The sequence below is a fragment of the uncultured Microbacterium sp. genome (assembly GCF_947488465.1).
Classification (GTDB): domain Bacteria; phylum Actinomycetota; class Actinomycetes; order Actinomycetales; family Microbacteriaceae; genus Microbacterium.
On the sequence record NZ_CANKZA010000004.1, the window covers coordinates 235,133 to 247,204 of the forward strand.

At 64.0% G+C, this 12,072-nt stretch carries 11 protein-coding genes; 4 read left to right on the forward strand and 7 right to left on the reverse strand.

Going from position 1 to position 12,072, the window contains the following annotated elements; all coding sequences use genetic code 11:
* Positions 1-330 precede the first annotated feature (330 nt).
* Complete coding sequence (locus tag Q0653_RS10625) at positions 331-2,733, reverse strand: hypothetical protein (protein WP_298944552.1); 2,403 nt, start codon at positions 2,731-2,733, stop codon at positions 331-333.
* Positions 2,730-3,398: an ABC transporter ATP-binding protein gene (locus tag Q0653_RS10630; RefSeq protein WP_298742010.1), complete on the reverse strand. Its 669-nt coding sequence runs from the start codon at positions 3,396-3,398 to the stop codon at positions 2,730-2,732. Before Q0653_RS10630 ends, Q0653_RS10625 begins: the two co-directional genes overlap by 4 nt.
* Positions 3,399-3,710: 312 nt before the next feature.
* Here Q0653_RS10630 and Q0653_RS10635 point away from each other — a divergent pair, with 312 nt between their 5' ends.
* From Q0653_RS10635 to Q0653_RS10645, 3 genes are all read left to right on the forward strand, one after another.
* Positions 3,711-4,238 (forward strand): sigma-70 family RNA polymerase sigma factor, encoded by a 528-nt coding sequence (locus tag Q0653_RS10635; RefSeq protein ID WP_298944553.1) that lies wholly within the window; start codon positions 3,711-3,713, stop codon positions 4,236-4,238.
* Between the two features lie 187 nt (positions 4,239-4,425).
* A complete protein-coding gene (locus Q0653_RS10640; protein WP_298742005.1) occupies positions 4,426-5,217 on the forward strand; it encodes a hypothetical protein in 792 nt (263 codons plus the stop codon).
* A gap of 21 nt (positions 5,218-5,238) precedes the next feature.
* A complete protein-coding gene (locus Q0653_RS10645) occupies positions 5,239-5,736 on the forward strand; it encodes a peptidase inhibitor family I36 protein (protein ID WP_298944554.1) in 498 nt (165 codons plus the stop codon).
* A gap of 433 nt (positions 5,737-6,169) precedes the next feature.
* On the opposite strand, the gene Q0653_RS14070 is transcribed toward Q0653_RS10645, so the two are convergent.
* The 5 genes from Q0653_RS14070 to Q0653_RS10665 form a co-directional block, all read right to left on the reverse strand.
* Positions 6,170-6,526, reverse strand: a complete 357-nt coding sequence (locus tag Q0653_RS14070) for a hypothetical protein (RefSeq protein WP_366521985.1) — start codon at positions 6,524-6,526, stop codon at positions 6,170-6,172.
* Complete coding sequence (locus Q0653_RS10650) at positions 6,414-7,796, reverse strand: family 43 glycosylhydrolase (RefSeq protein WP_298944555.1); 1,383 nt, start codon at positions 7,794-7,796, stop codon at positions 6,414-6,416. Before Q0653_RS10650 ends, Q0653_RS14070 begins: the two co-directional genes overlap by 113 nt.
* Positions 7,797-7,838: 42 nt before the next feature.
* A complete protein-coding gene (locus tag Q0653_RS10655; protein ID WP_298944556.1) occupies positions 7,839-8,693 on the reverse strand; it encodes a carbohydrate ABC transporter permease in 855 nt (284 codons plus the stop codon).
* The gene (locus Q0653_RS10660; protein WP_298944557.1) at positions 8,690-9,628 is read right to left on the reverse strand and encodes a sugar ABC transporter permease; all 939 of its coding nucleotides are present in this window, start codon (positions 9,626-9,628) and stop codon (positions 8,690-8,692) included. The genes Q0653_RS10655 and Q0653_RS10660 overlap by 4 nt, the downstream gene beginning before the upstream one ends.
* A 63-nt stretch (positions 9,629-9,691) precedes the next feature.
* Positions 9,692-10,933 carry a sugar ABC transporter substrate-binding protein gene (locus tag Q0653_RS10665; RefSeq protein WP_298944558.1) on the reverse strand — a complete coding sequence of 414 codons (1,242 nt, stop codon included), beginning with the start codon at positions 10,931-10,933 and terminating at the stop codon, positions 9,692-9,694.
* Positions 10,934-11,062: 129 nt separating this feature from the next.
* Between Q0653_RS10665 and Q0653_RS10670 the strand changes: the two genes are divergently transcribed.
* Positions 11,063-12,064: a LacI family DNA-binding transcriptional regulator gene (locus Q0653_RS10670; RefSeq protein ID WP_298944559.1), complete on the forward strand. Its 1,002-nt coding sequence runs from the start codon at positions 11,063-11,065 to the stop codon at positions 12,062-12,064.
* Positions 12,065-12,072: the final 8 nt, after the last annotated feature.

A 12,072-nucleotide genomic window follows, 5' to 3' on the forward strand; every position in this document is an offset into this window, starting at 1 on the left:
CCCCGTGTTTACAAGGGATCGAGGGCTTCGACGCTGGCGGTGACGGTGGGATTTGAACCCGATGAGGTTCGACCCGACTCGATCCACGTGACTCGGAATCCGCGGATTTCCGCGGGTTCAGGCGGTTCAGGAGCTGCTCCGAATCCATCCCATTCGCGCCGAACCCGTCTCAGATGTGGGCACGATGTGTGCACGGCACCTCGGTACGAATACGGAATCAGCCACAGACCTTCGTGGGGCGGCAGAGACTGTCCGCGACAACCGCGAGGACATCCTCTCTGAGCTCGACGGTGGCGTTCCCTGCGATGCACGCTGGTGCGGTCACGGGCTTCAGTTCTGCCACTCCGAGTTCACGAGTCGACGCGTGGTCCACCATCCGACGAGGCAGCCGAGTCCTGTCATGAAGACCACCGCGACGAGAAACCCATCAAGCGGCGGTGCAACCGGAATCCCGATCCCGATCGCGAGCGTGATCGCCGCTGCGATCGTGACGGCGACCGCAGACAGCAAGAGCGACAAGCCGATCGTGATCCCGATGCGGACGAACGTCACCCGCGCGAGGAACCGGCCGCTGACCCCAACGGCGCGCAGGCCGGACAGTTCAGGACGCATAGCGCGGGACTGCCCGCCTGCGGACACGAGCAGTACGACCCCGGCCAGAGAAGAGATCATGGCGGCGATAAGGGTCATCCGGAAGGATGCCGTGATGTCCTCGGGAGCGGCGTAGGTCTCGACCCACACGGGGTTGAGGCTGAGGTCTGCGGCTATGGTGCTGGCCCGCTTCAGTAGCGACGGGTCCACGCCCACGTAGGTCCACGTGTCCGCCGGCGGCGTGACGATGCCGCTCTTCGAAGCTGCACTCTCCGTCAGGAAGCCGGCTACCAAACTGAAGCTCGGATCGAGGTCTTGAAGCTCCATCGCCGGGACAATGGCCACAACACTGTCGCCTTGGACGAGCGACACCTCCGAGCCCGATGCCGGTCCGGTCAACAGGTACCCGCCATCCCCGGCGAAGGCGAGCTCCTCGGGGGTGAGGGCTCGATCGATCAAGCGCTCGATGTCGTTCGGGTCGCTGACGATCCAGGTGGATCCGTTGCGCTCTTGGATCTGACCGGGGAATGTCGACGTCGCCACCGGGTCGGTGACGCCTAGGTACTGTTCAATGTCCGCGCGGATGGGCCCCGCGTCGATGTCGGAGGGAATGGCGACGCGGATCTGGTCGGGCGGGACGAAAGATTCTGTCTCGGCGTTCGCTGCGCTGAGGCTGGAGTTCAGGATCGTGATGAGCACGAGTCCGACTGCCTGGAGCGATGCGATGAGCACCACCGTCAGCGTTGACTCTCGATGTTCAGAAGCAAGCCGACGCGCCGCGAGCCGAGTACTGAAAGAGCGAGTGTTCCACCGGCCGACGGCGCGGATAGCGGGACCCGCCACCGCGATGATGATCCCCACGGAGATGAGGACCGCACCGAGTGTCTGGGCCGATCTGCTCGCTTCTCCCGTGACGACGAACACTCCCGCCGCCCCCAAGACAACCGCCAGGGTGTTCCTATAGATCGCGCGATCGGCTTTAGCTCTCGGGGTCGCGACGCGATCGCCGCGGCGCCGAAGGCTGTCAATGAGAGCGAACCCCGCGACCGAGCCGCCGACGGCCAGAGCCGGGCCTACGATAAGGCTTGGCGCTGAGGGGTAGACGCCAGACGGCTGACCGGCCAATGATGCGATCAGCGGGCGCGCAACCAGTCCCGTGCCGACGCCAACAAGTAGACCGATCAGTGCGCCGCGCGTGGACGCGATGGTCACGGTGAGGAATGCGGCCGAGCGTGTCCGGGAGTATGGAACACCGATGGTCCACATGACCCGGCGAGTCCGCCGCAGGAAGGACCCGGCTATGACTCCCGCGAGGATCCCAGCAACGGGCGGACCTGCCCACAGAATAATGGTGAGCGCAGCATCCGAGAATTGAGAGGTTGCTTGAACCTGTGCCCGAGTCTGTAGGAGGCCGCCCTGTCCGAGTTGGTCCGGCGTCAGCGACAAGCTTTCCGCAATCGCTGAGGTGACTGCGTCTACCGAATCGGGGCCGGCCCAGCGAACACTTACGGCCGCTGCTTGGTGCAGCTTCTCCGCAGCATCCGCGCTGAGGGTCGACAGTGAGCCCCATGTGCCGGCGGGGACGACGACGCGACGCGATGAGGTGTCGTAGACGTCGGAGAACACACCGACCACCTTGAGTCGGAGCGCACCGCCGAAGAGCTCGATCGTGCTGCCTACGGGCCAGTCGTGCGTCAACGCTGTACTGACGATCGCTTCGCCAACGGCCCCCGGTTCGTACCGTGAGTCGAGGTCCACTTGGCTCGCGACCGTGGAAAGATCACCGATCTCACTGAGCGCGATCTCGCGCTTTGCCGCATCGTCAGTTCGCAATCCGAATAGCAGGTAGTCGACGGACACTCTCGACCCACCGCCCGACTTCACGGCGTCGTGTAGCTGAGCCTTCAGAGGCGCGGTGTCTGAGCCGAGCGGCACGCCGGTGGGCAGCTGAAACATCGCGTCCGACTCCCCGAGATACCGAGAAGCCTGCTGAGAGGGTGAGAGCAGCAGGGTGGATACGGCGAAGTTCGTGACCGTGATCCCAGCGATGGCGACCGCGATGAAGACCGCGGCCAGCCGGACCTGCCATGCGCGCCTGAAGAGCTGCGCCGTCCGCCATACCCATCGTTCTCCAGAGCTCACGAGATCGTCCCATCGCTGATGAAGACCACTCTGTCCGCGTAGGTGTCGATCTCGGGGTCGTGGGAGGCGACGATGACTGTCACGCCGCGCCGGCTGAACTCGCGCAGCAGCGCGAAGACCGCATGAGAGGTCGTCGTATCCAGGGCGCCGGTGGGTTCATCGGCAACCAGCACGTTGCGTCCGCCGACGAGCGCCCGCGCGATCCCGACCCTCTGTCGCTGACCGCCGGAGAGCTGGGATGGCCGCCTCCGCCCCAACGCTCCCAAGCCGACAGCCTCCATCATGGCGTTGGTTTCAGTCGTGACTTGCGAGGTCGCCCAGCCCCGTGCGCGCAAGGGTAGCTGCACGTTCTCGGAGGCGGAGAACTCGGTGAGAAGGTTGTTCTCTTGGAACACGACGCCGACGTGGGTGAGTCGCATCATCGCGAGCTCTTCCTCGCCGCTGGTCGCGACGTCCACATCGCCGACCCGAACAGTGCCGTCGTCAACGGCCTGTAGCCCTGCGATGACGTTGAGCAGGGTCGACTTCCCCGATCCGCTTGCCCCTCGAATCACCGCCAGCTCGCCGGGCGCCGCTTCGAAAGAGGCGTGATCGATCGCTGTCACGCGGCTTTCGCCGTCGGGAAACGAGACGCTCACATCCCGGAGGTCGACCCTGCTCGTCACGTCAGCACATCCCCGTCCAGCTCGACATTGTGTCGAAATCCGGTCGAACGCTCGCGCCGGATATTGCTGAAACCGCGTTTCTTCATGATCTTGCTCCTTTGCCAGATGATGCGGGGAGTTCCACCACTGATGTTTCCGACGGGGTGCGCATTGTGACACTGCGAGGAACATCAGGTCTCGAGGACTGGGATCAGCGGGGCGGAGATAGAATTTCGCGATCGCGTGTCACACTTTCACGTCGGCCGGAAGCATCTTGAATGTACGCAGCCGGCCCGGACTGTTCGGCCCGGACCTTGCCCAGAGAGGCGGAGTGTGCAGAGCTTTGCGGCGTTCTTCAGGGATAACTACTCCCTGTTACTCGGCGTTGCCGAGCGCCGGCTGAGCTCTAGACACGACGCCGAGGAAGTGGCGACCGATGCATTCCGCCTTGCGTGGGAACACCACCAGTCAGGAGGAGAGCTCAATGTGCCATGGCTGTACGTCACAGTTCGCAACCTCGTCGGCAACGAGTATCGTCGCCGCGACCGCCGCGAAGCGCTCTCAGAGAAGGTCACCGACGACCTTCGACTCAAGTCGCCAGGGCACGGAGAGTTTTACTCCGATGTGCGCGATGCGCTTGACCGCCTCGCTCCGCCCCACCGCGAAATCCTCATCATGACCTACTGGGATCAGCTGACCTCGCGAGAGGCAGCGGGCGTACTCGGCATCTCATCCGTCGCGGTGCGCGCGCGTCTCATGCGGGCCCGCCACATGCTCCGCGCGGCATTAGACACACCTGACTCCTCGGGCCGATCCGCGCCACCCACTGCGGTCGAGAGAGGTGAACTCGCACGTGGCTGACATGCTTATCCGCCGGATGCGGGAAGAGAACCCCAGCAGCGCACACCGTACCGACGCGCTGTCGGAACGAGCTCTGGGGGAACTGAGGTACTACGAGCAAGCAGAATCTGTTCGCGCGTCACGCGATGTCCGAGCTCGCGCCTTCCGGGCCCCCCGCGTACGGCGATTGCGCTCCATCACTGGCCTCGTGACCGCGTCACTAATGATCGTCGTCGCTCTCGTGTTGACGTTCGTGCGCCCTGACGCAGCCGTCGCGAGCACGCCGCCGTTGCTCAGTCTCACGCCCCTGCAGACAGCGGCAAGCGAACTGCTGGAGACCCTCCGAATGTCAACACTCAACGGCCCGAACACCAGCTCAACCATTCGCGCGCAAACCTGGGCCCTGAGCACCTCCCTCGCAGAAGACGGGTCGATCGAATACTCAGAGATCGAGCCGCAGTGGAGCGAAACGACGTTTGCAGCGGACGGGAGCGTCCGCTTCACGCTCGTCGCCGCCGAACCTTTCGAGGGCCAGGAGGGGAAGAATCTGCCTCTGCCTGGGACTGTCCTCGCTGAAGAGACATACACAAGCGAGGAGTGGGCCTTCCCTGCGGAATCAGGCCCACCCGCTGACTCGACAGAGGTTGCCGACTACCTCGCGAACTTCTCAGGCAATCCGTCGCTGACGGCAGGCGACGCTCTTCGTGAGATCGCAGGCATCCTCTCCAACTACGTGCTGAGTCGCGCGCAGGAAGCCGCGCTCTTGGGCTACTTGCAAACCCTGCCAGGACTGGCCTTAGCCGGTGAGACTACGGATCGTCTCGGTCGCGCTGGCATCGCCTTCCGTGCGACCGATCGGGAGCCGGGGGAATTCGAAGACCTGCTGATCATCTCGCCCGAATCCGGCCGGATCATCGCGGCGGAGACGATCTACGTGGGTCCCGATCGCGCTGAGACGGCCAGCCCAGCCGTCATCAGCTATACAGCGTGGGAACGCTGACCCGAGAAGAAGGAAAAGCGCATGAAATCGAAGTCCGCTCTGTCTGTGCTGATGGCCGCGAGCGTTGCGGCGCTGGGCGTGTTCGCGCCCGTGAGCGCTACGGCGGTGGGCCCTGAGGACTATCCATCGATGGCGGAGCGCGTAGCGCAGGTCGTTGCGGAGCACGGCGGCGAGCAGACGGGGTGGAACCAAGTGAGTTGGGACGGTGGCGACACCGTACTGACACTCGCGCCCACCGCCGGGCCCACCGCCACAATCGCACCCCTGGCCGCAGCCACTTGCACAGCTGGCAAGTACTGCGTCTACTCGCAGATCACCTACGGCGGCAACGAACTCGCGTTCACGGCCTGCCCCGCCACACAAACATCGTTCGGTGTCATCGGTTCAGTGCGGTCAATCAAGAACGCTCGCACCTCGTCGACAGTCCGGGCCTACGCGGGTACGACTGTCAGGGCGACGCTGAGCCCCGGTGCGGGCAGCGCGAATGTCTCCGGCGTGACGAAAGTCACCTGCGGCTGAGGCCTAGTCACGGAGTGCCGCAGTTCGGTCGCTTCTCACCAAGGCATTTCAGACCCGACAGGGCGCAGCACCGTCCGCGGCACTCAACCAGCCGACAAATGTGGGCACCATGTGGGCGCGTATCACTTCGGGCATGGAAAAACCCCTGATAAACAGGGGTTTTTCTGGCGGTGACGGTGGGATTTGAACCCAAGCTTACGGACGTCACTGGGGTGCCGATGGACTCGTTTGCCGCGTGATTCTGCGGTTCGCCGCCATGCACGGCGACGTTCACAGCGGTTGACTTGCGCTCGACTTTACCCAAACCGTTCCCACGTTCTGCGGCGGTCCGACGATGGGAAGACGTAGGGATTTGAAATCGCGCCGATGACAACCGAGGAGTGCTGAAACCTCGTGAATCCGCGGGTTCTGATCTCGCCGGCATCCGGTTCGATCAGGTGAGTTCGGTTCGATTCGTGGCAGAAATGTGGCCGATGTTCCAGGTGATTCTCCCGGGAGCGTGCTGGAAGAAGACGTGGTAACGGCCCTCGCGGTAGGTGATGCCATGTGGGTCGTTGATCCAGCCAGCCTCAGCGGTGAGGTGGAATCGGGGCCGCACCGGTCCTCCTGATGGGGTATTGGTCGAGCGTGAGCGTGTCGGACGGACCCGCTCGAGTCCGTCCGACACGCTCGACAGTTCAGCGCAAGCCGCGTGAGAGTTCCAACTCGTCGAACTCGACGGATCCTTCGACCGCACTGAGCACGATCGATCCGCCGGGGGCGTCGGTGGTGCGGGCGTTGAGCGCGACACCGTCGACGTAGAGCGTGGCGATGTCGCCGTCCACGATGACCTCGAACCGGTAGTCACGGTCGGCTTCCCAGGTGATGGGGCGGTCCAGTCCGCGGTTGTCGTAGCGGTACCAGGGGTAGTTCGGTCGGCGGTCGAACTGGAGCCGGTTCTCGCCGAAGATCAACTGGAACTCGTAGCCCTGCCCGGTCGCCGCGTCCTCGAAGAACCGGATGGATGCCGAACGCGTGCCCGCGGTGAACTTAAGCTTCCCGCTCAGGCGGAACAGGTCGGTCGAGGCGTTCGCGACCTCCTGCTCGGCGACACCGTCGGCGCTGCTGGCCTGAACCACGTCGAGCCGCGCGCTGTCACCGAACGCCGCCCGAACTCCGGCCGGCGGGGCAACGCCGAGCGACCCATCCGGGCGTTGGTAGACCTCGTGCACCACAAGCGTGCCACCCCATTCCCAGTCGCCGCGCGGCTGACCGTCGGTTCGTGTGGGCACCCAACCGAACAGGTAGCGGCGTTCGCCGTCCGTCGCGGAACGTGCGGCATAGTAGGCGCGACCATCGAATGCGTCGTCGACCGGCGCGACCCAGGGACCTTCCAGCGACTGCGACATCCGATACACGGTCTTCGACTTGTCGCTGTACTCGGTCGTCAGCAGGTACCACCAGTCCCCGATCCGGAACAGGTCGGGCATCTCGTGCATGCTGTAGAGCCCCGGGGCCCAGAAGTCCCCGTCGAACCGCCAATCCTGAAGATCATCGGAGCGGAAGGCGACCGTCGACCCCGTGAGGACCTTCTCACCGGCCTTCCGGGCGCCGAGGATCATCAGGTAGTTTGAGGCGTCGTCGTCCCACAGCACGAACGGGTCGCGCCAGTCGTTCGGGTCGTAACCGGGCTGTGGCGGGACCAGCTTCCGGTCCGACTTCCGCCAGGTCACGAGATCGTCGCTCTCGGCGATCATGAGGACTTGTGATGCCTTGCCCTGCTCGGGGTAATCCCGGTTGTATCCGGTGTACATCGCGTAGTACGTGCCGCCGGCTTCGAAGACACTGCCGGCGAAGATGAACTGATCCTGATCATCGTCAGCGCCCTTGTGCAGGGACTCTCCGTGATCCTTGTAGGACACGAAGTCGGTTGTGGTGGCCAACGCCCACCCGAAGGGCTCACCGAACGGCCCGGGTTTGCGCGTATCGCGCTGGTGATAGAGGTAGAACTCGCCGTTCGCGAAGAACGGCATGCAGTCGCCGAACCACACCCCTTCGGGCTGGTAATAGATACGGTGCACGGATTTCCTTTCGATTGTGATGGGGAGTCTCGGAGCCGGTTGTCAGCGGCCACCCATGCCGCTGAGAGCGATACCGGAGACCAGGTAGCGCTGCAGAGCGATCACGATGATGGCGCTGGGAATCACGGAGATCGTTGATGCTGCCATGAGCAGGTTCCACTGGTTGCCGGTCTGGCCCAGGAACATGTTGAGTCCGAGCGGGACGGTCGCCATGTTGACGTCGCTCACGATCAGCAGCGGCCACAGGAAGCTGTTCCAGTACCCGATGAACGTGAACACCGCAAGCGTTCCGAGCGCGGGCGTGGCCAGCGGCAGGATGATGCGAGTGAACGACGTCCACCTGCTCGCACCGTCGATACGGCTGGCCTCCTCGAGCTCGTCGGGGAGGGTGAGGAAGAACTGCCGCAGCAGGAAGGTGCCGAAGGCCGTGAACGCCCACGGGATGATCAGCGCCTGGTATGAGTTGACCCATCCGAGGTTGCGCATGAGGATGAACATCGGCACGATCAGCACTTCCTGCGGCACCATGAGCGTTCCCAGGTAGATCAGGAACACGCCGTCACGCCCACGCCACTTGAGCCTGGAGAACGCGTACGCCGCCATCGCCGAGGTGAAGACGACGAGGATCGTGCCGATCCCCGCGACTATCAGGCCGTTGAGCATGAAGCGTCCGAACGGGAGGTAGTTCCACGCTTTCGCGAAGTTGCCCCACTCCACCGAAGAACCGATGAGCACTGGCGGATCGGCGAACACCTCAGCCGACGGCTTCAGCGCGGTGGACAGCATCCAGATGAACGGGATGATGGTGATTACCGCCGCTACGATGACGAGCGTCTGCGAGACCCACCCGCCGATTCTGCGGCGGACGACGTGTCCGGAGACGGGTATGGCGCTCATGAGTAGTGCACCCACTTCTTCTGGCTGCGGAACTGGACGAAGGTGATCACCATGATCAGCACGAACAGCGACCACGCGATCGATGAGGCGTACCCCATCTCGTAGGACTGGAAGCCCTTCTGGTAGAGGTAGAACACGAGCGTCGTCGTCGACGAGCCGGGGCCGCCGCCGGTCAGCACGAACGGCTGCGCGAAGACCTGCAGCGATGAGATGATCGTCATGACGGTGGCGAAGAAGATGCTCGGGGTCAGCATCGGAAACGTGATGCTCCGCAGCCTGCGCCACCACCCGGCGCCGTCGATGGCCGCCGCCTCGTACAGGGACTGCGGAATGCCCTCGATGCCGGCGACGAAGATGATCATGTTGTAGCCGAAGCCGGCCCACACGGACATGATGATGACCGCGGGCATCGCCCACTCGGCGCTGCCGAGCCAGTTGGGCCCGCTGGTGCCCGTGAAGGTGTGGAAAAACCAGGCGATGAGCCCATCGTCGGGGGCGTAGAGAAGGCGCCACACCACGGCGTTGGCCACCATCGGGCTGACCACGGGGAGGAAGAAGACGAACCGGAGGAGCCCCTTCGCCCTGATCTTGGAGGTGAGCCACAGGGCCAGCGTGAGCGAGACGACCAGGTTGAGGATGACGTATCCCACGACGAAGTAGAGGGTGTTGCCTACGACCTGCCAGAAGACGGGGTCTTTCGTGAACAGCCGAACGAAGTTGTCGAGGCCGACGAACACGGCATCGCCGATCATCGGCCACTCGTAGAAGCTCAAGATAAGCGATGCGCCGATGGGGATGATCGTGAACGCGAGGAAGCCGAGCAGATTCGGCGACAGGAAGCCGAGCGCCGAACGGACGTCGGAGTTGCGCCGGCGCCGCCGAACGGGAGGGGTGGTCGGCGGCTTAGAGCGTGTCGGTGAGAGAGTCGTGGTCATGTGAGGTTGCTCCTCTGTGCGCCGGGAGCCCTCGTCGAGGGCTCCCGGCGGCGGTTGAGGTGATTACGGGGCGACCTGCGCCTGGACCTGCTGCAGCACGGACTCAGGCGACTCGCTGCCGTTGAACGCCTGCACGCCGTACTGCTGGAGCAGCGCCGACGTCTCGTTCCACTTCGGCGTGGTGCGGTACGGGTCCACCGTGGCGAGCGCCGTGTCGATGGCTTCCTTCGCTCCCTCGACGCCGGCGACCTCGTACCAGTTCGCCTGAGCGTCGAGGTAGGCCGGGAAGCCGCGACCAGCATCGGCGATGTACTTCTGCGCGTCCGCGCCGATGATCACCGAGATGGCCTTCCAGGCCTCGTCAGGATTCTTGCAGCCCGTCGTCACGCCGAAACCAGTTCCCGACATCGTCGTGATGGAGGTGCCGTCGAACGCCGGAGTGGTGGCGAGGCCGATGGTGAAGGGCACGTTTTCCTTGGCGTTGATCAGCTGCCAGGGACCGTCGACGTACATCGCGGCGTTGCCATTGCGCCACTGGTCGGCGGGCCAGTTCGAGGCGCCGGTGGCGGGGGGGGCGGGCGCGACCTTCTCCTGCGTGGCGAGGTCGGTCACCCAGGTGAATCCCTGAACGACTTTGTCATTGGTCAGGTCGGGCTTGCCGTCCTTGATGTAGGTGCCGCCAATGCTGAGCACGTACGGGAGCCACATGTCCGGTGTGCCGTCCGCAACGAAGCCGTACTTGCCGTCCTTGGTGAGCGCCTTCGCTGCGTCAAGGAACTCCTCCTCTGACCAACCCGGCGTCGGCAGCGCAACCCCGGCGGCCTCGAACATGTCCTTGTTGTAATACAGGACGTATGGGCCAAGGTCGTAAGGGACGGCGAGCTGCTTGCCGTCCTCCTGGAGGCCCTCCACGATCGACGGTGCGTAGTCGGCGATGTCGAAATCGGTGGTCTCGAACGACGGCGTCAGGTCTGTGAACAGCGAGCCCACGTCCGGAACGCGCTGCGCCTGCAGACCTGCGATGCAGGCCAGGTCATTGCTGGCGGCCTGGGCGGTGAGCTTGTTGTAGTAGTCCTTGAACGGCGTGCTCTCGAACTTCACCGTGATGTTCGGGTACTCCTCGTGAACCATGTCCGCGAGGTGGTTCCAGACGTCGACCTCCTTCTGTGAATCGGCCGACATGATCCAGCGAAGCTCGACGTTGCCATCACCGGCTGCGTCCTCGGTACCGCCCGCGCAACCGGCGAGCAGCAGTGCGCCGACGGCCGTAGTCGCGCAGAACGCGACGATTCTTCCACTCTTCATTGATGTGCCTCTCCTGTGTCGATGGCCGTGTCAACACGACCGACAACGTTGTCGGGATGATGATTGCACAGAAATGCGGCTATCGCAAAGGAAATCAGATAACGTTGTCACTAACAGTGAGGATACGGGATGATTGAACACTCAATCGCCGGACGGGCGGCACGGCCCACCATGAAGGATGTCGCTGCCCTCGCCGGCGTCGGCCTGAAGACCGTCTCCCGGGTTGTCAACGGGGAAAAACACGTCAGTGATGAGACGCGGGAGATTGTGGAGCGCGCGATCGCGCAGCTCCGGTTTCAACGCAACGCTAGCGCCGCGAGCCTGCGCAACGGATCATCGTCCACGATCGCGTTGATCCTCGAGGACATCTCGGAACCAATCCAGGGGACGATCGCGCACGCCGTCGAGAACGTGGCACGGCAGCGGGGATCGCTCCTATTCACTGCGTCCTCCTCGGGGGATGCGCACCGCGAGCGCGAACTGAGTGAATCATTCGTGGCCCGGCGCGTCGATGGCCTGATCATCGTCCCCTCCCCCGCAGACCATGGCTACCTTCAGTCCGAACTCGTCGGCGGCTTGCCGATCGTTTTCGCTGACCGACCCCCGCAGGGATTGGTTGCGGACACGGTTCTCAGCGCGAACCGCGAAGGCGCCCGGATGGGTGTCGAGCACCTCATCGGCCGGGGTCATCGCCGCATTGCCTTCATCGGCAATGAGGAGAGCGTGCACACCGGCGGTGAACGACTCGCGGGATACAGGGATGCGCTCGCGCAGGCGCGCATCCCGTACGACGAGCACCTTGTGCACCTTGGTGAGCCGGGGTCGCCTCGCTCCGAGACGGCCATCTCATCCGTACTGGCTCTCACAGATCCGGCGACAGCGCTGTTCACAGGCAACAGCCTCAACACCATCGCCACACTCCGCGCGGCAAACTTCCCCAGCAGCGGGCTCGAGCACGTGGCCTTCGACGACCACGAGCTGTTCGACCTGCTGGCACACCCGATGACCGTGGTTGCGCAAGACCCCGCCGTGATCGGCGAGACCGCCGCCCACCGTCTATTCGATCGGCTCGACGGACTGAACGAACCTGCAACAGTCACTGAGCTGCCCACACACCTGGTCATTCGGTAGCCACCTGG

What these genes read in the sequence shown, in the direction of transcription:
- Q0653_RS10645 (WP_298944554.1), top strand. Translation starts at nt 5,239, where the DNA reads ATGAAATCGAAGTCCGCTCTGTCTGTGCTGATGGCCGCGAGCGTTGCG.
- Q0653_RS10655 (WP_298944556.1), bottom strand. Translation starts at nt 8,693, where the DNA reads ATGAGCGCCATACCCGTCTCCGGACACGTCGTCCGCCGCAGAATCGGC.
- Q0653_RS10660 (WP_298944557.1), bottom strand. Translation starts at nt 9,628, where the DNA reads ATGACCACGACTCTCTCACCGACACGCTCTAAGCCGCCGACCACCCCT.
- Q0653_RS10665 (WP_298944558.1), bottom strand. Translation starts at nt 10,933, where the DNA reads ATGAAGAGTGGAAGAATCGTCGCGTTCTGCGCGACTACGGCCGTCGGC.
- Q0653_RS10670 (WP_298944559.1), top strand. Translation starts at nt 11,063, where the DNA reads ATGATTGAACACTCAATCGCCGGACGGGCGGCACGGCCCACCATGAAG.